The following is a 21,471-nucleotide window of genomic DNA, read 5'->3' as shown; positions in this document are numbered from 1 at the left end:
GGTCCAGGTGCCCGGTCCGATCGGGGCAGTGCAGGGCCGCGCGGCACCACCAGCGCCCGTTGGCCGATCGATCGACATCCGAAGGGGGCCCTGCAATGGCGTTCGACGTCGCCCGGGTGCGTGGGCTCCACCCGACGCTGGGCGACGGATGGGTGCACTTCGACGCCCAGGCGGGCATGCTCATTCCCGACTCGGTGGCCACCACGGTGTCGACGGCGTTCCGCGGATCGATGCCGAACGCCACCGGACCGCATCCGGCCGCCCGCCGCAGCGCCGCCGTCATCGAGGCGGCCCGGCAGGCCGTCGCCGACCTCGTCAACGCCGATCCGCGGGGCGTCGTGCTGGGCGCCGACCGGGCGGTGCTGCTGTCCTCGCTGGCCGATGCGTCCGCCTCGCGCGCCGGGCTGGGCTACGAGATCGTGGTGACGCGTCTCGACGAAGAGGCAAACATCCTGCCGTGGCTACGCGCCGCCAATCGGTACGGCGCGAAGGTGAAGTGGGCCGAGGTCGACATCGAGACCGGTGACCTGCCGACCTGGCAGTGGGAAACCTTGATCAGCAAGTCGACGCGGCTGGTGGCGGTGACTTCCGCGTCGGCGACGGTCGGCACCGTGACGGATCTGCGGCCCGCGGCCAAACTGGTGCACGAGGCGGGCGGCCTCATCGTGGTGGACCATTCGGCCGCCGCGCCCTACCGGCTCATCGACCTGCAGGAGGTCGACGTCGACGTCGTGGCGGTCAACGCCGCGGCATGGGGCGGCCCGCCGGTAGGTGCACTGGCATTCCGCGATCCGGCGATGCTCGACTCGCTGACGTCGGTGTCGACCAACCCGTACGCGACGGGGCCGGCGCGGCTCGAAATCGGCGTGCACCAGTACGGGCTGCTCGCCGGAATGGTCGCCAGCATCGAGTACCTGGCGTCCCTCGACGAGTCCGCGGTCGGCAGTCGCCGCCAGCGGCTCGCCGTCTCCATGCGGTCCGCGGGCGCTTACATGGACCGGGTGTTCGACTACCTGCTGATGTCGCTGCGCTCGCTGCCGCTGGTCATGGTGATCGGCCGTCCCGAGGTCCGCATCCCGACGCTGTCGTTTGCGGTGTCCGACGTGCCGGCGGAGCGGGTGATGAAGCGGCTCGCCGACAACGGCATCTGCGCCGTCTCGAACGTCAGCTCACGGGTGCTCGACATCATCGGCGTCAACGACATCGGCGGGGCGGTCACGATCGGCCTCGCTCACTATTCGACGACGGCCGAAGTGGATCAGCTGATCCGGGCGCTCGCGTCGCTGGGCTGAGCGCAGGCCGGCTCACCCGGCGACGCGCAGCAGGATCTTGCCGGTCACGTCGCCGGCTTCCAGCGCCCGGTGCGCGGCCTGCGCCTCCGCCAGCGGGAATTCGGCGCCGATGATCGGCCGCACCCGGCCGGTGGCGATCAGCGGCCAGACGTGCTCGACCACCTCGCGGACGATCGCCGACTTGTCCGCCACCGTGCGGGCCCGCAGCGCGGTCGCGAAGACGCCGCCCCGCTTGGCGAGCAGCTTGCCGAGGTTCAGTTCGCCCTTGGCGCCGCCCTGCATGCCGATCACGACGAGCCGGCCGTCCATGGCCAGCGCGTCGATGTTCCGGTCGAGGTACTTGGCGCCGATGATGTCGAGGATGACGTCGGCGCCCGCACCGTCGGTGGCGTCGTGCAGCGCGGCGACGAAGTCCTGCTCGCGGTAGTTGATGCAGATGTCCGCGCCGAGTTCCCGGCAGGCGTCCAGCTTCTGCGGCGATCCGGCGGTCACCGCGGTGCGCACGCCGAGTGCCTTCGCGACCTGGATGGCGTGGGTGCCGATCCCGCTGCCCCCGCCGTGGAGCAGCAGCGTCTGGCCCGCCGCCAGCCGCGCGGTCATCATCAGGTTCGACCACACGGTGCACGCAACCTCCGGCAGCCCGGCCGCGGCGGTCAGGTCGCATCCGTCGGGCACCGGCATCAGCTGCCCGGCGGGCACGCGCACGAATTCCGCATATCCGCCGCCTGCCAGCAAAGCGCACACCGGGTCTCCGACGGACCAGCCGTCGACGTGGTCGCCGATCTCGGCGACCACGCCGGAGACTTCCATGCCCAGCACCTCGCTGGCGCCCGGCGGCGGCGGGTAGTTGCCGGCGGCCTGCAGGAGGTCCGCTCTATTGACTCCGGCGGCAAAAACCCTGACCAGCACTTCGCCCGGCTGCGGGTGTTCAGCAGGGGCTTCCCGGACAGTCAGCCCGGCGGTCGGATCGGCGACTATCGTCAGCATGCGTCAAACGCTACTCTCTGCCATTTGCGTGGTCTGTGTCGGAGTACGGCCTTAGGATGCACCCATGTCGGGGACGATCGCCGGGCGCACGGCGAGTGAGATGCCGGGGCTGGACATCGCCGAATTCCGCTCTTGGCAAAATTTTCTCGAGGCTGCGCTGCGGTTGTCCTCGACGCTGAACCGGGAACTCGTCGAAGCGCACACGGTGACGCTGGTCGACGTCCGGCTGCTCGATCTGCTGGACCGTTCGCCCACGGGCTCGGCGCGCATGGGCGATCTCGCCGAGGCGCTCATGGCGCTGCCGAGCCGCATCACCCGCCAGATCCGCCGGCTCGAGGCGCACGGGCTGGTGCAGCGCCAGGCCAGCCCAGAGGACGGCCGCGGCGTCAACGCAACCATCACCGACGAAGGCCGCGCGCTCGTCGCCAAGGCAAAAGTGACGTACGGGCGCGGCGTCCGCGTCCACTACCTTGATCAGCTGACCCGCGCGCAGATGACGGCGCTCGGAGAAAACTGCCGGCGCATCAACACCGCGCTGCAAGGCCGCAGTCGGTGACCGCTCGCTACGCTTGCCGACGGTGGCGTGGCAGAGCGGCCTAATGCACTCGCCTTGAAAGCGAGAGACGGCTAACACCGTCCGGGGGTTCAAATCCCTCCGCCACCGCCAAAAGTTGTTCGATTCGTTTCTGACGTGCTGACCAGCACGACGTCGGTCACGCGCTGCGCTTCTTCACGCTGCGCCTTCTCGCCACGAGAGAGCATCGCGGCTGCGGCAATGGCATTGTCGGTGCCCGTCGCCGTCAGGGGCGTCCTGGACATCGTCTGAGTACCAATGACCGGCTCCGACTGCCGGAGCACCGTCACGGTCTCGTCCCACGCCAAGAGCTGGACGAACGGCTCCTGCAGCTCGGCGCGGTCGACGCTGCCGTCCGCCGCGATATAGATCTTGGTGAAGAAGCCCTGGTTGAACATGCGCTTCTCGCGATGGTGGGCGGTCTCATAGAGCCCGTAGCAGGGCGAGGCTGTTGCGCATCACCCGGTCGAGAGTGTCGGACGTGGCCACCCGGCGAAGATCGTCGGCATCGAAGGCGAAGCCGTTGATGACGGCTTGTCGCAGGGCGGGCGCCTGGCTGGCGAGGACGCGGCGCAGCCGTTCATCGGCCCGCTCCTCGTCGTCTTTCCCGAACTGAATGCTAATTATCCGTACTCTGAACGCGAGTTGAGAGAACTATCGCGCCTCCAGGAGCTATATCCTGGCCGTTTCATTGTCAACTATAACTAGTCTGGAAAGGGCCGATGGGCAATGGGTGACGTCACCGCTTACGTGCCAGTACAGCTTACAAGGGCTTTTCGTCAGGCGCAGTCCGATCCGACATTCCAATGCTGGCTGAAGATGCAGGAAGCCGCCATGGATATTGAGTTTCCATACTACGACTTACCCGGACTTCAGGGGCGTATGTTTGAGGCTGACACGCTCCAAGTCGTCGAATCCGCGCTCCTTGATATGTACGCCAATCACCGGGAGGCCTTCAACGAAAGCAACATTCACACCACAATGCGGTACGCCTACTATATTGGCGAGACAATGCGACGGGCGTTCGAGGGGCGATGGGTGGTGCTGCCCGCCAACGACGAGCGGTCTACACCCATGCCCGCGATCGACTATCCATTCCGGGAGGGCTTCACAACGCCTACCGATAGCGTCAAGATCGTAGTGAACCGACGGACGGGTCACGAGTTGATGACCACCTACGGCATTGCTCAGCGCGGGTACAACGCGTGGGTAGACGCCGGACGGCCGGAACGGACGTTCCTGGGCAAGCTCAGGGAAGAGGACCAGTGAGTACACCCCCGATCTCCAGGGCCCAATCCAGCAGCCAGCGTCGAGGCACAACAGCGGGGAACCCGGTCGAGAGCCCGCAGCGGCCTCTTTCCCGCACGACCCGCTACCGCTGAGGTGCAGGGGCGCAGGGCCGATCAAGAACCGGTGTACGAGAGCTCATGAACGCCTAGCTCCACGGCTGAGCTTAGAATGAGCGACGCATGTCGATCAACGACCGGGTCGGTGCGGCGCTGACGGGAGCGGGAGGACCTGGTTACTTTGGTGCTGGCGGTGTTTGTGGCGCGGCACCAGGTTGCGGCATCTTCGTGGTCGGCGGGGGCTCCGCCGTCTAGCGAACAGCAGGAATCCCAGCCGGCGTTCGGCGTCGTGCTATCGAAATCGCAGCTGGCACGTTACGAAACGGGTCAGACGCTCCCGCCTTTGCAATACGCTGCGCACCTAGATCGCTTGTATGAAGGCGAGGGTTGGGTCGAGGTGGCGATACGCAGCTTGTGGCGAGCGCGTTGGGATCCCTGGGCGCTTGATCATGCGGGTCCCAGCAGGTTCCACGCTGCAGTTTGGCTCGCCCAGTACTCAGGGCCGGTATGGATGAAGGTGAAGCCGACGGCGGAGCATATCGACGAAGTGCACCACGTTGACATCGAATGGGGTCCCTGGATACGCAGCGTCGATGCGCCGATACCTGAGAAAGGCCTGCTGTTGTTCACCGGTAAGGCGGCGGACGACGACGGCATTCCGCGGACGTGCAATCTCACGTTCGACAAACGGGTCTTCGTCCTGCACGGCGCGGGTGATGACTTCGGGGGCGAGGCGATCATTGACATGCGCCGAGGGTGGCGAGTCGCACCAGGTGAAACAGGCAGTAGCCGTCTGCCCGGTGCCCTCTAGTCAAGTGCTGTGAGCACGTTCCACGCACACGTCGCTCGAAGCTAGCTGTCATTGCTGCGGCTCAGCAGGCGCTTCGTCTCTGGCGAGAGGTTCGAAAGCCATCCCGTTTCCTCCGCCAAAAGTTGTTCGATTCGTTTCTGACGCGCTGACCAGCACGACGTCGGTCACGCGCTGCGCTTCCTGGCCACAGTCGTTCAACGACTACACCCGGGAGCTGTAGCCGAACCACCGGCGTCGCACGAGCGGCCGCTATTGCCGAGGTGCCGGCGCCCAGCCGAACGGGTTCGACAGGTCATGGAACCGCCCGGCGTTGTCGGAGACCGCATAGACGACGGAATAGCCGGGCCGCCGCGCCGCCAGTATTGCCACCACCAGGGCCGCCAGGTCTCGCCGGTCGCAGAACACCCGCCGCTCGTGCTCGGCGAGCGCCGGGTCGTCCGAGATGGGCGGCCGGTTGTCGGCGGTCACCGCGCCCAGCCGCAGACTCACCGCGCCGTGCGGGAACCTGTCGGCCGACGCCTGCAGCGCCTCCTCCTGCTGGCGCTTCGACCGGCCGTAGCCACTGGCGGCCGCCGTGGCGAACTGCTTGGGCAGCGCACGCAGCGGCGGCCCGCCATAGTGCAGCGTGTCCTCGACGTGAATGCTGCTGGCGTGCAAGAACATCGGGACACCCGCCGTCAGTGCGCCACGCAGCGCCTGCACGAACAGCACGGTGTTGACGGGGTTGCGGTGCGGCGAGGTGAAGTGTTCGGGCTCCGATGGCGGTCCGGTGGCGAACGCCAGGTGCAGCACCGCGTCAGCGCCGACCATCTCGCCCTCGTAGTCGGGCAGGCGGACCGGCACCACGGTCACCTCGGCGGGCAGCGCCGCGCGCAACGCCCGGCCGACGGTCCCGTCGGCGCCGGTAACCGCCAGCCGTGTCACTCGCCCGTGAAGTTCGGCGGACGCTTCTCGAAGGTCGCTTGCACGCCCTCGGTGAGGTCCTTCGACGGCAGGAATGCCGCATTCCAGGCCGCGACGTAGCGCAGGCTCGCCGCCACGCGGTCGGTGCGCTGCTGATCGAGGACGTCCTTGACGCCCCGCACGGTCAGCGGCGGGTTCGCCGCGATCTCGGCGGCCGTCGTGTACGCGGCGTCGAGGCAGGCCTGCTGGTCGGCGAACACGTCGTTCACCAGGCCGATCTTCTCGGCCCGGGCGGCGTCGATGTCCTTGCCGGTCAACGCCAATTCCCGCAGGTGGCCGTCGTGCAGGATGAGCGGCAGCCGCGCGAGGCTGCCCACGTCGGCGACGATCGCGAGCTTCACCTCGCGGACGGAGAATCTCGCGTCGGCGCTGGCGTAGCGGATGTCGACCGCGCTGATCAGATCGACCCCGCCGCCGATGCACCAGCCGGAGACCGCCGCGATGGTCGGTGTCCGGCAGTCGGCGACCGCGCTGATGCTCTTCTGCAGCCGCAGCACCTCGGCATGGAAATTGGTGCGCGGCCGGGCGAGTCCGCCGTCCGCCATGGCCTGCGAGATCGAACCGCCCATCGCCATGAGGTCGAGGCCGTAGCTGAAGTTCCGGCCCGACCCGGTCAGCACGATCGCGCGAATGTCGGGATCGGCGTCCAGCGACTCGAAGACCACCGGCAGCTCCGCCCAGAACGCCGGCCCCATGGCGTTGCCCTTGCCCGGGCCGATCAGCGTGACGGTGGCGACGCGGTCCTTCACCTCGACGGTGACCGCCTCGTAGTGCTCGCTCATGAGCGCAATGTATACGGGCGCGGCCGCGACGCCGACCTCGACGACGTCGGCCCGCAGAACAGCCGAGTCGGCGGATCGTCAGCCGGTGCGGTGGGTACCGTTACGCCCATGGCCGATCTGCGTTCGGGACCCGCGTCTCCGCCCAGCGACGAGCTGCGCAGCGCCGAGGCGACGCTCGCGGTGCTGCAGCAGGCGGTGCACGGCATCGCCGCCGACGACCTGTCGAAGCCGACGCCGTGTAGCGACTACGACGTTGCGGCGCTCACCGACCACCTGCTGCGTTCGCTGACGGCGCTGGGTGGCGCGGCCGGTGCGCAGATCTCCGATCCCGGCCCCGACGAGGCCGTCGACCGCCGGATCATCGCGGCGGCGAGGCCCGCCGTCGACGCCTGGCACCGCCGCGGGCTCGACGGCTCGATCACGATCGGTGGCAACGAGCTGCCCGCCCGCATGGTCGCCGGCATCCTGAGCGTCGAGTTCCTGATCCACGCCTGGGATTACGCGACGGCGGTGGGCCGCCCGCTCGACGTGCCCGATTCGCTCGCGGACTACGTGCTCGACGTGATGCGCCGCACGTTGACCCCGGAGGCCCGTCGCCAGGCCGGGTTCGACGACCCGGTGGAGGTCGCCGACGACGCGCCCGCGCTGCACAAGCTGCTGGCCTTCAGCGGCCGCCGACCGAACTAGACGCGTTCGAGCCAGAAGTAGAGGTAGCGCCCGTCGACCACAGCACCCTTGCCGTTCATGATGCCCATGACGGCGTGGTCGTCGATGCGCTTGAAGTGGTCGTGCACGGGCCGGCCGTCATAGACCATCGTCGCGGTGACCTCGCCGCGGAACTCCTCCATCCAGAGGCTGGCCTCGCCCTTCATCGCCTCGGTGTTGGAGAAGCGGTTGCCGTCGGCGTCCAGGCACACCAGCGGCTTGGCGTCGGTGGCCGACACGAACGTCTTGCCGAACCAGTTGAGCCGGTTCATGAAACCGTTCGCCGGGTGCCCGGTGTGGAATTCGCCGCCCCGCCACTCGCCGATCATGTCGTCGATGGTGACCGGGGTGAGCGTCGACCAGTACTCGTCGAGTTCGGCGTCGGTCAGCTCGTCACGGCCCTTCAGCTCCGTGAAAATCTCCCGGGCGGTGCGGGTGCTGGTCATGCGGATCCTTTCCAGTGGCGGGCGACGTCGAGGAACGCGTCGTTCTCGTGGGGTGCGGCGACGGTGACCCGCACGCCGTCGTCACCGTAGGGGCGGACGATCACGCGGTCGTTCGCCGCGGCGCCCGCGAACTCCCGAGCGCGTCCGGGCAGCGGCAGCCAGACGAAGTTCGCCTGCGAGCGCGGCAGCGGGTAGCCGGCCTCGCGCAGCGCCGCGCTCACGCGGGCGCGCTCGGCGACGACCGCGTCGGTGCGGGCCAACAACTCCTCGGCGGCGTACAGTGAGGCGATCGCCGCCGCCTGCGACACGCTGGTCACCGTGAACGGCACGTACACCTTGCCCAATGCGGTGACGATCTCGGGGTCGGCGACGGCGTACCCCACCCGCAGCCCGGCGAGCCCGTAGGCCTTCGAAAACGTCCGCAGCACGACGACGTTGTCGTGGTCGCGCGCCAGGCCGAGGCTGTCGGGGAGCAAGCCGTCGCGGATGTATTCGACGTAGGCCTCGTCGATCGCGATGACGATGTGCGACGGCACGGCGGCGACGAAGCGGCGCAGCGCATCGGGATCGACGACCGTCGAGGTCGGGTTGTTGGGATTGCAGACGAAGATCAGCCGCGTCCGGTCGGTGACCGCGGCGAGCATCGCGTCGAGGTCGAAGGTGTGGTCGCGCAGCGGCACCTGCACCGGCGTCGCGCCGGCGACCCGCACCTGCAGCGGGTACACCTCGAAGCTGCGCCAGCCGAACACCACCTCGTCGCCCACCGAGGCGGTGATCTGGATGAGCTGCTGGCACAGGCTCACCGAACCGCAGCCCACCGAAATGTGCTCGGGCGTGAATGCGCCGTCGGCCAGGTGCTTGGCCAGGGTCTCCCGCAGCTCCAGACAACCGTTGTCGGGGTAGCGGTTGATGGTCTGCAGCGCGTCGGCGACCGCGGCGCGCACGCTCGGCAGCGGCCCGTGCACCGTCTCGTTGCTGGCGATCTTGATGGCGCCCGGAACGGTCCTGCCCGGCGTGTAGGCCGGAAGATCGGCCAGCTCAGGGCGCAGACGGGCGGTCATTTGGACCAGCATAGTGAGGCTTGTGTACGCTGTGCCCTCGGCGGTAATTCGTCGTTGGAGGCGTGCCAGAGCGGCCGATTGGGACTCACTGCTAATGAGTTGTCCCTTCACGGGGACCGGAGGTTCAAATCCTCTCGCCTCCGCTGCGCTGACATGTCAGCCACACAACTGAACACCAGGCGCCCGTAGCTCAACGGATAGAGCATCTGACTACGGATCAGAAGGTTAGGGGTTCGAATCCCTTCGGGCGCACCCACTGTCGCCGATTTTCAGCCGCGTTGCGCATCGCCGGCGAGCGGCCGCACCAGCGCACAGGCCCGCGCCTCGCCGGCCACGACGAACCAGATCCGCAGCCCGTCGTCGCGCACGGCCGAATGCAACTCGACGGCCTCCTGCGGCTGGATCGGCTGGCGGTACTCCAGCACGGCGCGATACGGCGCGCGCTCGAATTCCGGTGCGCTCGCCAGCACCTCGTGGATGGCGTGCCAGTAGACGGTGTTGTTGACGTGCCGGAAGTGGTCTATGTCGGTGACGCGCAGCGGGAACGGCGTCACGGTGTCGGACTCCACGTGCGTGTCGAGCCACGGCCGCCACTTGAGCCGGTGGTTGTCGGTGGTGGTGGCGAACCGGTCGAAGAAGTCGTCGGAGATGCGCGACGGCGTCTGCGTCTCCTTGTTCATGTTGATCCAGAAGCCCTCGGTCTCGATGCGGCCGCCGTCGTCGCCGTCGAGCCGGACGCGCATGGTGCACCAGCGCGTCGACATGCCCGAGCACCAGCGCTGGAACGAGATGACGGCCGGCCATGCGATCGGCTGGATGACGTCGATGACCGTGCGTTGCACGATCCAGTGCGGGTGGACGTCCGCCATGCCGGCGTCGGTGAGGTTCTCGGCGCCGACCTCCTGGATGTAGCGGGCCACGCCGTCGAGCCGGAGGTGCTGCGACGTGTCCATGTCGTAGGTCGCGACGGGCCAGGAGGTGCGGTAGACGTAGCCGTGGTCTGGCAGTTCGGCCAGGGGCGACGTGAGTTCGGTGCTGGGCGGCACGACGCGCCTCCTGATCGCTGTCCAATGGCGGAACCGACGCTACTGCACGCCGGCAGGGTCGCTCGACGCTGCTCACCGCGCCGGCAGCGACGTGATTCACTGTGGACTCGGTGCAGGCCGGCTGACGATCGGGGAGTACGCGAATGGGCATCTGGCGGGAGGCGTTCCGGCCGCACTGCCACGGGCTCTTCGTCGAGAACGGCACGCTGTTTGCGCAGCGCTACGTCTCCGATCCGCAGTTCCGGTTGCTCGACACCCCCGAGGAGCGCCGCGCGTACCTGGCGCCCATCCCGATACCGCTCGACAACGCCCGGGTGTTCCTGGACATCGGCGTCGGTGAGCCCGGGCAGCCCGAGCTGCCCGCCGACCGCACCCTGCACGTGCCGGCGCACCGTCCACGCAGCCGCGGCCGCAAGCACTACACGATCACGGTGTACGTCGGCGACAGCGACGTCTACGTCGGCTATCCGGCCGGCGGCGGCGAGGCACGCAACATGTTCTGGGCCATCGAGAAACTCGTCAAGGCGCACGGGACCCGGCGTTGAACGCGCGGCCACCTGCCACACTTCGGCCATGACCGTCATCGACCGTTGGATCGCCGTCGCCGAGAGCGGCGACACCGCCGCCATCGCCGACCTGCTCGCCGAGGACGCGGTGTTCTCCTCGCCCGCGGTCTTCACCCCGCAGCGGGGCAAGGCCACAACGCTGGCCTACCTGTCGGCGGCGGCGACGCTGCTCGGCGGCCCGGATTTCCGCTACGTCGAGCAGTGGCGGGGCGAGCGATCGGCGGTGCTGGAGTTCGAGACCGAGGTCGACGGCATCCACGTCAACGGGGTCGACATCATCTCCTGGAACGACGACGGCGAGATCGACGCCTTCAAGGTGATGCTGCGGCCGTTCAAGGCGCTGCAGACGGTCATACCGAAGATGGCGGAGTTGCTGCAGCAGGCCGGGCGCCCCTAGCCCATCTCCGCAACCGTCGTGGCGACGGCGTTGCCGTCGGTGACCGTCGCGGTGATAGCCGCGGTGTCGCCGACCTGCAGCCGGTCCCGGGAACGGGTCTGGGTGGACGTGTCGAGCACGTAGGTGCGGGTGTAGTCGTCCTCGCTCTTCGCGGTGATCGAGGTGTCGGTGACGGCGGTGAGCGTGCCGGTCTGGGTGACCGTCGTGCGGTAGCCGCCATTGCCGTCGGCGACGACGAACTCGCCGTGCAGCGGTGGCTCGCCGCCGCCCGGCCCCATCCCCGGGTCGGGTCCCATGCCGGGGCCGCCGGAACGCATACCCGGACCGCCCTGACCGGCTGCGCCGGGCGGCGCCATGCCCTGGCCGCCGCCCATGCCCGGTTCCATCCCGGCGTGCGTGGCATCGTCGCGGGTTGCGGCGTAGATGACGGCGCCGCCGCCGGCGGCGAGCACCACGGCGATGCCCGCGGCGGCCAGCGTCGTCTTTCGGGACCAGCCGTTGGGCGCGGCGGGCGGCGCGCCCCAGGCCGGCGGGACGTCGTGCGAGGTCGGTGGTGTCGTCGTCATGCACCCACCGTGGCGGTCCGCGATGTGTGTGCGCTGTGACGGCCGTGAGCGCCCCATATGGTCCGCTGTTCACAGCAGACGCACAGCAGCCGCCTAGGACCGGCCCAGCGGCGGCGACATACTCGAGGGATATGAGCACGCAGAGCCCTCGCGCGACGGCGCCCGCGGAGCGGGTGGTGATGCGCCGCGCCGACGGCAAGCCGATCAGCATTTTGGTCGTCGACGACGAAGCGGTGCTGGCGGACATGGTCGCGATGGCGCTGCGCTACGAGGGCTGGAGCATCACAACCGCCGCCGACGGCGCCTCGGCGCTCGCCGCCGCCCGTGACGCCCGGCCCGACGCGGTGGTGCTCGACGTCATGCTGCCGGACATGAGCGGCCTGGAGGTGCTGCAACGCCTGCGCCGCGACCACCCCGCAGTACCGGTGCTGCTGCTCACCGCCAAGGACGCCGTCGAAGACCGCATCGCCGGCCTGACCGCCGGCGGCGACGACTACGTCACCAAGCCGTTCAGCCTCGAAGAGGTGGTGCTGCGGTTGCGGGCACTGCTGCGCCGCACCGGGGTCACCACCTCCGACAGCGGCGCCCGCATCGTGGTGGGCGACCTGGTGCTCGACGAGGACAGCCACGAGGTGACGCGCGGCGGCGAGCCGATCTCCCTGACGTCCACCGAGTTCGAGCTGCTGCGGTTCCTGATGCGCAACCCCAAGCGGGTGCTCAGCAAGGCGCAGATCCTCGACCGCGTCTGGAGCTACGACTTCGGCGGCCGCTCCAACATCGTCGAGCTCTACATCTCCTACCTGCGGAAGAAGATCGACAGCGGCCGGGAGCCGATGATCCACACGCTGCGCGGCGCCGGATATGTCCTCAAGCCGGCTCCTTAGCGGCTGGTCGCTGCGGGCGCGGCTGCTCGCCGGCCAAATCCTGCTGCTGGCGACGGTGTGCGTCGGCATCGCGGCGGCCACCGAACTCGCGCTCTACCAGTACCTCGTTCACCAGCTCGACGAACGACTCGACGAGGTCGGGCGCCGGTCCGCGGTGATGTTCGGCGAGCCGCCGCCCCCGCCACCGCCGTGGCGGGCGGCTCGGCCCTTTCCCCGCCCGGGGCCGGGGCCGGAGTTCCTCGACGCGCCCGCCCAGCCGGTCGGGCTCGTCGCGGCCGTGGTGTCCGACGGAGCGCCGCGGGCCGCGGGCTACCTCAGCCGCACCGGCGAGCGGCAGGCGCTGACCGCCGCCGCCGAGGCGCAGCTCGCCGCCGTCCCGGCCGACCGCAGGCCCGACACCCGCGACATCGACGGGCTCGGTCGCTACCGCGTGGTGGCCGAGCCGACGCCCGCCGGCGACACCGTCGTGGTGGGGTTGCCGCTCGCCGAGGTCGACGACACGCTGCTGCGCGTCCTCGTCATCTTCGGCGTGGTCACCGCGGCGGCGCTGGCGGCGGCCGCCACCGTCGGCGCGGTGATCATCCGCCACGCGCTGACACCGCTGAACCGGGTGGCCGACACCGCGGGCCGCGTCGCCGGGCTGCCGCTCGACCGGGGCGAGGTCGCGTTGCCGGTCCGCGTCGCGGAGGCCGACGCCAACCCCAACACCGAGGTCGGCCGGATGGGGCTGGCGCTCAACCGGATGCTCGACCACATCGCCGCCGCGCTGTCCGCGCGTCAGCAGAGCGAGACCCGCGTGCGGCAGTTCGTCGCCGACGCCAGCCACGAGCTGCGGACGCCGCTCACTGCCATCCGCGGCTACACCGAGCTGGCGCAGCGCGCCGGCGAGGAGCTGCCGCCCGAGGTGGCGCACGCGATCGGCCGTGTCGAGTCGGAGGCCGGGCGGATGACCCACCTCGTCGAGGACCTGCTGCTGCTCGCGCGGCTCGACTCCGGGCGGCCGCTGGAACGTGAGCCGGTCGACCTGTCGCAGCTCGTCGTCGACGCGGTCAGCGACGCCCATGTCGCCGGACCGGACCACGACTGGAACCTCGAGCTACCCGACGATCCCGTAGTCGTCATCGGCGACGCGACGCGGCTGCACCAGGTGATCGGCAACCTGCTGACCAACGCCCGCGTGCACACGCCGCCCGGGACGTCGGTCACGGTGTCACTGAGTGCCGACGCCGCGGCCGCGATTATCGAGGTGGCCGACGACGGCCCCGGCATCCCGGCCGCGCTGCAGCCGCAGGTGTTCGAGCGCTTCGCCCGCGGCGACACGTCGCGCTCCCGCAAGGCGGGCAGTACCGGGCTCGGACTGGCGATCGTCGCGGCGGTGGTCCGCGCCCACGGCGGGCACATCGCACTGCGCAGCACGCCCGGCGAGACGGTGTTCACCGTCCGGCTGCCGCGCACAGCCGCCGCACAGTGACCGCACAGGTGGCGGTCAGCTCCGCACTCGAGCATGGTGGCATGGCTTTCGCGGCGCGACCACCGTCGCGTGCCCATCGGCTGCGCGTGCTGGCGCTGCTCGCGGGCACGGCGGCGCTGTACCTGTGGCGGCTGTCCGACAGCGGCTGGGCGAACGCGTACTACGCGGCGGCCGCGCAGGCCGGGTCGCAGAACCTGACGGCGATGTTCTTCGGCTCCAGCGACGCCGCCAACGCCATCACCGTCGACAAGACACCGGCGGCGCTGTGGGTGATGGACCTGTCCGTGCGGTTGTTCGGCGTCAACTCGTGGGCGGTGCTCGCGCCGCAGGCGGTCGAGGGCGTGGCCGCGGTGGCGCTGCTGTACGCCGCGGTCCGCCGCGTGTCCGGACCCGGCGCCGGACTGCTGGCCGGTGCGATCCTGGCGCTCACCCCGGCTGCGGCGCTGATCTTCCGGTTCGACAACCCCGACGCGCTGCTGGTGTTGCTGCTGGTGAAGGCCGGTTACTGCGTGCTGCGCGCGATCGAACCCGGCAGCGCGGCGTGGTGGCTGCCGCTCGCGGGCGTCGCGCTCGGGTTCGGTTTCCTCGCGAAGATGCTGCAGGCGTTCCTCGTGCTGCCGGTGTTCGGCGCGGTCTACCTGCTGGCGGCGCCCGCGCCGCTGCGGACCAGGCTGTGGCGCTCGGCCGCCGCCGCGGCAGCGCTGATGGTCTCGGCCGGTTGGTATCTCGCGGTCGTGGCGCTGTGGCCGGCCGACGCCCGCCCGTACATCGGTGGTTCGCAACACAATTCGATCCTGGAGCTGACGCTCGGGTACAACGGCGTCGGGCGGCTCACCGGCGCGGAGACCGGTGGTCTGGGCAACCTCAACCACGACGTCGGCTGGGCACGGCTGTTCGGGCCGCAGATGGGCGGCCACATCGCCTGGCTGCTGCCGGCGGCGGCGATCGCCACCGCCGCCGGACTCCTGCTCACCCGCCGGGCCCCGCGCACCGACCGCGTGCGTGCCGCCGTGCTGCTGTGGGGTGGTTGGCTCGCGGTCACCGCGGCGGTGTTCAGCGCCATGAACGGCATCGTGCACCCGTACTACACGGTGGCGCTCGCGCCCGCGGTCGCCGCGTCGACGGCCACCGGCGCGGCGCTGCTGTGGGCCCGCCGCGCCGCGCTGCCAGCGGCCACCGCCCTCGCCGGCATGGCAACGCTGACGGTGACGCTGGGCGTCGTGCTGCTTCACCGCACACCGGCGTGGCTGCCGTGGCTGCCGTGGCTGGTCGCGGTCGTGGGACTGCCGGCGGCGGCTCTGGTGTTCGCCGGCCGCACCCCCGTCGCGGTGACGCGTGCGATCGCGGCGGTGGCCGTCGTCGCGGCGCTGGCACCGACCGCCGCCTACACGGTGGCGACCGCGGCGACCCCGCATCGCGGCGCGGTGCCGGACGTCGGACCGGCTCACGGCCGGCAGGCCGACGGCGGCGGCCCGATGGGAGGCCTGCTCGGTGCCACGACCCCGCCCGCCGCGGTCACGTCGCTGCTCGCCGCCGACGCCGACGCGTACACGTGGACGGCGGCGGTGGTGGGCTCGAACACCGCGGCCGGCTACCAATTGGCCACGGGCACCCCGGTGCTCGCGGTGGGCGGCTTCAACGGCACGGACCCGGCGCCGACGCTCGAGCGGTTCATCGAGCTGGTCGCCCAGCGCCGGATCCACTACTACCTCGGAAGCCCCCTGGTGCACATGGCGTCGCGGGCGCGAGGCGGCAGCGACGCGGCGACCCGCATCGACGCGTGGGTGGCGGCCCACTTCTCGGCGCGCGACGTCGACGGCGTCACGGTCTACGACCTCACCGCCCCGCGATTCACAGCCGGCGCATAGCGCGCGCCCAAGCTCGGCACAACGCCCACACCCACCATCGAGTCATGACCACGACCGCCATCCCCGAGCGCATCGCCTCCCGGCCGCGGACCAACGCCGCCGCCGACGCGGCGGCGCGCGGAGTCCCCGTCCTCGACGTTGTCGTCCCCGTGTTCAACGAGGAAGCGGCACTGGCGGATTCGATCCGCCGGCTGCACCGTCACCTCACCGAGCAGTTCCCGTTCAGCTGGCGCATCACGATCGCCGACAACGCCAGCACCGACGCCACGCCCGCCGTCGCCGCGGCGCTGTCCGGTGAGCTGCCGGGCGTCCGGGCCGTCCGGCTGGAGCGCAAGGGCCGCGGCCATGCGCTGCACGAGGCGTGGACGCACTCCGACGCCGCAATCGTCGCCTACACCGACGTCGACCTGTCCACCGACCTGGCGGCGCTGGCACCGCTGGTGGCGCCGCTGATCTCCGGTCACTCCGACCTCGCGATCGGCACCCGGTTGGGCCACGGCGCCCGGGTGGTCCGCGGCGCCAAACGCGAGGTGATCTCCCGCTGCTACAACCTGATCCTGCGCTCGACGCTGTCGGCCCGCTTCACCGACGCGCAGTGCGGCTTCAAGGCGGTCCGCGCCGACGTCGCCCGGCAGCTGCTCCCGCACGTCCGCGACACCGGCTGGTTCTTCGACACCGAACTGCTGGTGCTCGCCGAACGAAGCGGGCTGCGCATCCACGAGGTGCCCGTCGACTGGGTCGACGACCCGAACAGCAAGGTCGACATCGTCGCCACCGCGCTCGCCGACCTGCGGGGCGTCGCCCGGCTGGCGAAGGGCTTCGCGACCGGCGAGATCCCGGTGGCGACCATCGCCGCGCAGTTGCGTCCCGCGACGGCGACCACGGCGCCGTCGTCGCTGCTGCGGCAGGCCGTGCGGTTCGCCGGTATCGGCGTGCTCTCGACGCTCGCCTACCTGCTGCTGTTCGTGGCGCTGCGCGGCGGGCTGGGGGCCCAGGGCGCCAACCTGGTGGCGCTGCTGCTGACGGCCGTCGCGAACACCGCGGCCAATCGGCGGTTCACCTTCGGCATCCGCGGCCGGGCCGGCGCCGGCCGCCACCAGTTCGAGGGCATCGTCGTCTTCGCGATCGGACTCGCCCTGACCAGCGGCGCGCTCGCCGCACTGCATGCGCTCGCCGAACCGCAGCGGTGGCTGGAGCTCGTCGTCCTGGTCGCGGCCAATCTGCTCGCCACCGCCGTCCGTTTCGTCCTGCTGCGCGGCTGGGTGTTCCATCCCCGCCGCCGGCACAACACCCTGGAGGTCACCCGATGACGGTCATCGACCGCGTCCGTCCCGACGCCGGACCCGGCGACGCCGACGGCCCGCCCACGCCGGCCCGCTGGCTCCGGCCCGCCTACTGGGCGCTGCTCGCCGGAACCGCCGTGCTGTACCTGTGGGGCCTCGGCGCGTCGAAGTGGGGCAACGAGTTCTACGCCGCAGCGGTGCAGGCGGGCACCCAGAACTGGACCGCGCTGCTGTTCGGCTCACTCGATCCCGGCAACACCGTCACCGTCGACAAGCCGCCCGCGGCGCTGTGGGTGATGGGCCTGTCCGGCCGGCTGTTCGGCTTCAACACCTGGTCCATGCTGGTGCCGCAGGCACTCATGGGCGTCGCGGCGGTGGCACTGCTGTACGCCGCGGTCAACCGGGTCAGTGGTCCGGTCGCTGGCCTGCTCGCCGGGTCGGCGCTCGCGCTGACGCCGGTGGCGGCGTTGATGTTTCGGTACAACAACCCCGACGCGCTGCTGGTGCTGCTGCTGGTCGCCGCCGCCTACTGCACGGTGCGCGCCGTCGAGGGATCGACGACCCGCTGGATGGTGATCGCGGGCACGGCGATCGGGTTCGCGTTCCTCACCAAGATGCTGCAGGCGTTCCTCACGGTGCCGGCGCTCGCGCTGGTGGTGCTGGTCGCGGCGCCGGGCGGCTGGTGGCGACGGGTCGGCAGCCTGGCGGCCGGCGCGGTCGCGATGATCGTGTCCGGCGGTTGGTTCGTGGCGCTGGTGAGCCTGTGGCCCGCTGCGTCGCGGCCCTACATCGGCGGGTCGACGGACAACAGCCTGCTGGAGTTGGCGCTCGGCTACAACGGCCTGGGCCGCGTGTTCGGCGGTGACGGCAACCCGACCTCGCGCGATCCGATGGGTGGCCCGCCGGAGGGGATGCCCGGTGGCCCGCCGGAGGGGATGCCCGGCGGTGAAATGCCCGGCGGCGGTTCGATGTTCGGCGGCCACGCCGGCATCACCCGCATGTTCGGCGAGTCGATGGGCACCGAGATCTCGTGGCTGCTGCCCGCGGCGCTCATCGGGCTGATCGCCGGCGTGTGGTTCACGCGGCGGGCGCCCCGCACCGATCGGACCCGGGCGGCGCTGCTGCTGTGGGGCGGTTGGCTGCTGGTCACCGCCCTGGTGTTCAGCTTCATGAAGGGCATCATGCACCCCTACTACACGGTGGCACTCGCGCCCGCCGTGGCTGCCGTCGTCGCCCTCACGGCCGTGGAATGCTGGCGTGGCAGAGCACGATTCGCGTCGCGGCTGATCGCTGCGGTGATGCTGGCCGCCACCGGCGCGTGGAATTTCGTGCTGTTGGACCGCACGCCGGAGTGGCAGCCGTGGCTGCGGTGGGTGGTGCTCGTCGCGGCGATCCTGCTCGCCGCCGTGATCGCGGTCGGCGGTCACCGGTTGGGCCGCTACACCGCCGCACTGGCGGTTGCGGGCGTCCTCGTCGGGCTCGCGGGCACCGCGGCGTACACCGTCGAGACCGTCGCCCAGCCCCACGGCGGTGGCATTCCCACCTCCGGTCCGGCCCGCGCCGACGGCATGAGGTTCCCCGGCGGTCCGGGCGGGCCCGGCGGCGGCCGATTCGGCGGCGAAGCGGACAACGCCGCGCTGCAGGACCTGCTGACGGGCACCGGAAACCGGTGGGCCGCCGCGACGGTCGGCTCGCACCTGGCCGGCAGCCTGCAGCTGAGCACCGGCAAGCCGGTGATGGCGATCGGCGGGTTCAACGGCGGCGACCCGGCTCCGACGCTCGAGCAGTTCCAGCGCTACGTCGCCGACGGCGACATCGGCTACTTCCTCGTCGGTCAAGGGCCGGGCGGCGGCGGGCCCGGCGGCCAGCGCGGCACCGGCAGCGCCATCACCGCATGGGTGGCCGAGCACTTCACGCCGCACCAGGTGGGCAACACGACGGTGTACGACCTGCGCAATGCCGCCCGCTGACCGTGGCGCGGCGGCGGTGAGTCCCACACCACGGCGGTGAGTCCCACACCACGGCGTTGAGTCCCACACCACGGCGCGAATTCGACCGAGATCTCGCCCTGGCGTGAGGATGAACGCCCGCAGGTGGAGATCATCGCCCGCAGGTGGAGATCAACGCCGGGAACGCAGCCTCAGCTGACGTCGATGACGACTTTCCCCAACGCTTTGCGATCGGCGACGTGGCGCAGCGCCGCCGGCGCCTCGGCCAACGGGAAGCGCGCGCCCACACAGGGGCGGATGGCGCCCGCGGCGAACATCGCTGACAGCTCGGCGATGTCGCGGGCGGCGTCGTCGGCGTAATCGGTGGTGAACGAGCGGATCTCCATGCCGCGCACCGTGATCGCCTTGAGCAGCACCAGGTTCAGCGGAATCGACGGGATGACGCCCGACGCGTAGCCGAGCGTGACGAAGATGCCGCCGCGGCGGATGGCGCGCAGCGCGGGCTCGGCGTACGGCCCGCCGACGGGGTCCAGCACCGCGTGCGCGCCGCCGTCGGTGAGCTCCTTGATGCGGTCGCGCAGCTGCTCCCGCGCGTAGTCGACGACGGCGGCAGCCCCGCGCCCGCGGCACAGCTCCAGCTTCTCCGGCGACGACGCGGCGGCGATGACGCGGGCACCCATGCCGACCGCCAGGTCGACGGCGGCCAGGCCCACCCCGCCGGCGGCGCCGAGCACCACCACCGAGTCACCGGCCTGCACACCGGCCACCGAGCGCAGCGCGTGATACGCCGTCCGGTAAGTCACGCCGAAGGCGGCCGCTTCCGCATCGTCGACCCCGTCGGGGATGGGCGTGCAGGCCGCAGCATCGACGACGGCGTACTCGGCGAACGCGCCGACGAACGTCGAGCCGATCACCCGGGTGCCCGGCGCCAGGTTCACCCCGTCGCCCACGGCGGCGACGACGCCGGCGAACTCGCTGCCGGGCGTCAACGGCACCGGGACCTGCACCTGGTACTTGCCCTGGATGAACAGCACGTCGGTGAAGTTCACGGCTGCGGCCCGCACCTGAACCAGCACCTGCCCCGCACCCGGCGCCGGCTGCGGGACGTCCATCACGACGAGATCTTCGGGCGGCCCGTAAGCCTGGCAGACGACGGCGCGCATCAGCGGGGCACCACCGGGATCCGGCCCGCGAACTGCGGGTACTTCGCCTCGGCGGCGGCGATGCGCTTCTCGAGGAATTCGCTCGGCCACTCCGGGTCCTCGGCCGCATACGACTTCAGCAGCAGTTTCGCGAGGTTCACCTTGTGCGCCTCCGTCGGCCCGTCGGCCAGCCCGAGCACGACGCCACCGAGCAGCATGTTCGCCAACGGTAGCTGGTCGCTCACGCCCATCGCGCCGTGCACCTGGATGGCCCGCAGCGCAATCGACTGCAGCACCGTGGCCGACAGGATCTTGCAGGCGCCGATCGCCGCGCGGGCCGCCCGCTCGCCGCCGGTGTCGATGAGCCACGCCGCGTGCAGCACCGCCAGCCGGAAGGGCATCAGCTCGGTGTAGGAGTCGGCGATGTGCTGCTGCACCAGCTGCTTGTCCGCGAGTGGACTGCCTTGTGTGAAGCGGCTTTTCGCGCGCACCGCCATCATGTCGATCGCCTTTTGCGCCAGGCCGATGGTGCGCATCGCGTGGTGCAGCCGCCCGCCCGCCAGCCGCGATTGCGCGACGTGGAAGCCTTGGCCGGGCTCACCCAGCAGCGCATCGGCGGGCACCCGCACGTCGTCGTAGCGGACCAGCGAGTGACCGGGGTCGTGCGGGTCGGCGCCGAACAGCTGGTGCGTCGCCTCGATGACGAGGCCGGGCGTACCGGCCGGCACCAGGAACGTCGACGCCCCTTGGTGGATGGGCACGTCCGGGTCGGTGACGGCGACGACGATGAAGAAGGACGCCACGGATGCGTTGGACGAGAAGTACTTTCGGCCGCTGATCACCCAATCGTCGCCGTCGCGGACCGCGCGGGTGGTGAATACCCGCGGATCGGCGCCGCCCTGCGGCTCGGTCATGGAGAAGCAGGAGAAGATCTCGCCGCCGAGCAGTCCGGCGAGGTAACGCTCCTTCTGCGCGTCGGTGCCGAAGCGCGCGAGGATCTCGGCGTTGCCGGTGTCGGGTGCCTGGGTGCCGAAGACGATGGGCGCCCAGCCGCTGCGGCCCAGTATCTCGTTGATCAGCGTCAGCTTGACCGCGCCGAAGCCCTGGCCGCCCAATTCCGGGCCGAGGTGCGGCGCCCACAGCCCCCGATCGCGGACCTGCTGCTTGAGCGGGTCGACGATCGCCCGGCGTTCGTCGTCGAGCGGCAGGAACGCGCAGCCTGGGAACAGCACGTCGAGCGGCTCGACCTCGTCGCGGACGAAGTCGCGAATCCAGGCAAGGACCGCCTCGAACTCCGGTTCGGTGGAGAAGTCCCACGCCATCAGCTTGCCT

At 70.6% G+C, this 21,471-nt stretch carries 22 protein-coding genes and 3 tRNA genes; 15 read left to right on the top strand and 10 right to left on the bottom strand.

Annotated elements, in window-relative coordinates; genetic code table 11:
• The first annotated feature begins 95 nt into the window (after window positions 1-95).
• Window positions 96-1,292: a cysteine desulfurase-like protein gene (locus LV457_RS11725; RefSeq protein ID WP_232171313.1), complete on the top strand. Its 1,197-nt coding sequence runs from the start codon at window positions 96-98 to the stop codon at window positions 1,290-1,292.
• A gap of 12 nt (window positions 1,293-1,304) precedes the next feature.
• Here LV457_RS11725 and LV457_RS11720 read toward each other — a convergent pair whose 3' ends face one another.
• Window positions 1,305-2,279 (bottom strand): NAD(P)H-quinone oxidoreductase, encoded by a 975-nt coding sequence (locus LV457_RS11720; RefSeq protein WP_232171310.1) that lies wholly within the window; start codon window positions 2,277-2,279, stop codon window positions 1,305-1,307.
• A gap of 64 nt (window positions 2,280-2,343) precedes the next feature.
• On the opposite strand from LV457_RS11720, the gene LV457_RS11715 reads away from it, so the two are divergent.
• Both LV457_RS11715 and LV457_RS11710 read left to right on the top strand, forming a co-directional pair.
• Window positions 2,344-2,835 carry a MarR family winged helix-turn-helix transcriptional regulator gene (locus LV457_RS11715; protein ID WP_232171307.1) on the top strand — a complete coding sequence of 164 codons (492 nt, stop codon included), beginning with the start codon at window positions 2,344-2,346 and terminating at the stop codon, window positions 2,833-2,835.
• A 21-nt stretch (window positions 2,836-2,856) separates the two neighbouring features.
• Window positions 2,857-2,946 (top strand) — tRNA-Ser (locus tag LV457_RS11710).
• Here LV457_RS11710 and LV457_RS11705 read toward each other — a convergent pair.
• The gene (locus tag LV457_RS11705; RefSeq protein WP_232171306.1) at window positions 2,925-3,251 is read right to left on the bottom strand and encodes a hypothetical protein; all 327 of its coding nucleotides are present in this window, start codon (window positions 3,249-3,251) and stop codon (window positions 2,925-2,927) included. The two genes, LV457_RS11710 and LV457_RS11705, sit on opposite strands and share 22 nt — an antisense overlap.
• A 331-nt stretch (window positions 3,252-3,582) precedes the next feature.
• On the opposite strand from LV457_RS11705, the gene LV457_RS11700 reads away from it, so the two are divergent.
• Together LV457_RS11700 and LV457_RS11695 are read left to right on the top strand one after the other, a co-directional pair.
• Window positions 3,583-4,122, top strand: a complete 540-nt coding sequence (locus tag LV457_RS11700; RefSeq protein ID WP_232171304.1) for a hypothetical protein — start codon at window positions 3,583-3,585, stop codon at window positions 4,120-4,122.
• Window positions 4,123-4,710: 588 nt separating this feature from the next.
• Window positions 4,711-5,010: a hypothetical protein gene (locus LV457_RS11695; RefSeq protein WP_232171302.1), complete on the top strand. Its 300-nt coding sequence runs from the start codon at window positions 4,711-4,713 to the stop codon at window positions 5,008-5,010.
• Window positions 5,011-5,259: 249 nt separating this feature from the next.
• Here LV457_RS11695 and LV457_RS11690 read toward each other — a convergent pair whose 3' ends face one another.
• Together LV457_RS11690 and LV457_RS11685 are read right to left on the bottom strand one after the other, a co-directional pair.
• Window positions 5,260-5,934 carry an NAD(P)-dependent oxidoreductase gene (locus LV457_RS11690; protein ID WP_232171300.1) on the bottom strand — a complete coding sequence of 225 codons (675 nt, stop codon included), beginning with the start codon at window positions 5,932-5,934 and terminating at the stop codon, window positions 5,260-5,262.
• Window positions 5,931-6,755: a crotonase/enoyl-CoA hydratase family protein gene (locus tag LV457_RS11685; RefSeq protein ID WP_232171298.1), complete on the bottom strand. Its 825-nt coding sequence runs from the start codon at window positions 6,753-6,755 to the stop codon at window positions 5,931-5,933. The genes LV457_RS11690 and LV457_RS11685 overlap by 4 nt, the downstream gene beginning before the upstream one ends.
• Window positions 6,756-6,863: 108 nt before the next feature.
• Here LV457_RS11685 and LV457_RS11680 point away from each other — a divergent pair, with 108 nt between their 5' ends.
• The gene (locus tag LV457_RS11680) at window positions 6,864-7,442 is read left to right on the top strand and encodes a TIGR03086 family metal-binding protein (protein ID WP_232171296.1); all 579 of its coding nucleotides are present in this window, start codon (window positions 6,864-6,866) and stop codon (window positions 7,440-7,442) included.
• Here the strand turns inward: LV457_RS11680 and LV457_RS11675 are convergent.
• The gene (locus LV457_RS11675; protein WP_232171295.1) at window positions 7,439-7,906 is read right to left on the bottom strand and encodes a DUF4334 domain-containing protein; all 468 of its coding nucleotides are present in this window, start codon (window positions 7,904-7,906) and stop codon (window positions 7,439-7,441) included. The genes LV457_RS11680 and LV457_RS11675 overlap by 4 nt on opposite strands.
• On the bottom strand, window positions 7,903-8,967 hold the full coding sequence (locus tag LV457_RS11670) for a pyridoxal phosphate-dependent aminotransferase (protein ID WP_232171294.1): 1,065 nt from the start codon (window positions 8,965-8,967) through the stop codon (window positions 7,903-7,905). Before LV457_RS11670 ends, LV457_RS11675 begins: the two co-directional genes overlap by 4 nt.
• A 56-nt stretch (window positions 8,968-9,023) precedes the next feature.
• Between LV457_RS11670 and LV457_RS11665 the strand changes: the two genes are divergently transcribed.
• Together LV457_RS11665 and LV457_RS11660 are read left to right on the top strand one after the other, a co-directional pair.
• Window positions 9,024-9,110: transfer RNA gene (locus LV457_RS11665), tRNA-Ser, on the top strand.
• A 36-nt stretch (window positions 9,111-9,146) separates the two neighbouring features.
• Window positions 9,147-9,219: transfer RNA gene (locus LV457_RS11660), tRNA-Arg, on the top strand.
• 17 nt (window positions 9,220-9,236) lie between these two features.
• Here the strand turns inward: LV457_RS11660 and LV457_RS11655 are convergent.
• Window positions 9,237-10,013, bottom strand: coding sequence for an acyl-[acyl-carrier-protein] thioesterase (locus LV457_RS11655; RefSeq protein WP_232171293.1), 777 nt, complete (start codon window positions 10,011-10,013; stop codon window positions 9,237-9,239).
• A 143-nt stretch (window positions 10,014-10,156) separates the two neighbouring features.
• Here LV457_RS11655 and LV457_RS11650 point away from each other — a divergent pair, with 143 nt between their 5' ends.
• Together LV457_RS11650 and LV457_RS11645 are read left to right on the top strand one after the other, a co-directional pair.
• Window positions 10,157-10,558: a hypothetical protein gene (locus tag LV457_RS11650; RefSeq protein WP_232171292.1), complete on the top strand. Its 402-nt coding sequence runs from the start codon at window positions 10,157-10,159 to the stop codon at window positions 10,556-10,558.
• Between the two features lie 28 nt (window positions 10,559-10,586).
• A complete protein-coding gene (locus tag LV457_RS11645; RefSeq protein ID WP_232171290.1) occupies window positions 10,587-10,976 on the top strand; it encodes a nuclear transport factor 2 family protein in 390 nt (129 codons plus the stop codon).
• Here LV457_RS11645 and LV457_RS11640 read toward each other — a convergent pair.
• On the bottom strand, window positions 10,973-11,542 hold the full coding sequence (locus LV457_RS11640; protein WP_232171288.1) for a hypothetical protein: 570 nt from the start codon (window positions 11,540-11,542) through the stop codon (window positions 10,973-10,975). The genes LV457_RS11645 and LV457_RS11640 overlap by 4 nt on opposite strands.
• Before the next feature lie 179 nt (window positions 11,543-11,721).
• On the opposite strand from LV457_RS11640, the gene LV457_RS11635 reads away from it, so the two are divergent.
• Genes LV457_RS11635 through LV457_RS11615 form a run of 5 tightly spaced genes read left to right on the top strand, consistent with a single transcriptional unit; the run spans window position 11,722 to window position 19,018 of the window.
• The gene (locus LV457_RS11635; protein ID WP_232171494.1) at window positions 11,722-12,426 is read left to right on the top strand and encodes a response regulator transcription factor; all 705 of its coding nucleotides are present in this window, start codon (window positions 11,722-11,724) and stop codon (window positions 12,424-12,426) included.
• Complete coding sequence (locus LV457_RS11630) at window positions 12,404-13,897, top strand: ATP-binding protein (protein ID WP_232171286.1); 1,494 nt, start codon at window positions 12,404-12,406, stop codon at window positions 13,895-13,897. Before LV457_RS11635 ends, LV457_RS11630 begins: the two co-directional genes overlap by 23 nt.
• Window positions 13,898-13,938: 41 nt before the next feature.
• Window positions 13,939-15,765, top strand: coding sequence for a glycosyltransferase family 39 protein (locus LV457_RS11625; RefSeq protein ID WP_232171285.1), 1,827 nt, complete (start codon window positions 13,939-13,941; stop codon window positions 15,763-15,765).
• Between the two features lie 44 nt (window positions 15,766-15,809).
• Complete coding sequence (locus LV457_RS11620; protein WP_232171283.1) at window positions 15,810-17,075, top strand: bifunctional glycosyltransferase family 2/GtrA family protein; 1,266 nt, start codon at window positions 15,810-15,812, stop codon at window positions 17,073-17,075.
• Window positions 17,072-19,018: a glycosyltransferase family 39 protein gene (locus LV457_RS11615; protein ID WP_232171281.1), complete on the top strand. Its 1,947-nt coding sequence runs from the start codon at window positions 17,072-17,074 to the stop codon at window positions 19,016-19,018. Before LV457_RS11620 ends, LV457_RS11615 begins: the two co-directional genes overlap by 4 nt.
• Before the next feature lie 170 nt (window positions 19,019-19,188).
• Here the strand turns inward: LV457_RS11615 and LV457_RS11610 are convergent, their stop codons facing one another.
• Complete coding sequence (locus LV457_RS11610) at window positions 19,189-20,160, bottom strand: NADPH:quinone oxidoreductase family protein (protein ID WP_232171279.1); 972 nt, start codon at window positions 20,158-20,160, stop codon at window positions 19,189-19,191.
• On the bottom strand, window positions 20,160-21,461 hold the full coding sequence (locus LV457_RS11605; protein WP_232171277.1) for an acyl-CoA dehydrogenase family protein: 1,302 nt from the start codon (window positions 21,459-21,461) through the stop codon (window positions 20,160-20,162). Before LV457_RS11605 ends, LV457_RS11610 begins: the two co-directional genes overlap by 1 nt.
• Window positions 21,462-21,471 lie beyond the last annotated feature (10 nt).

This window comes from Mycobacterium sp. MYCO198283, from assembly GCF_021213805.1.
Lineage (GTDB): Bacteria > Actinomycetota > Actinomycetes > Mycobacteriales > Mycobacteriaceae > Mycobacterium.
This window is presented reverse-complemented; position numbering and strand designations above follow the sequence as displayed.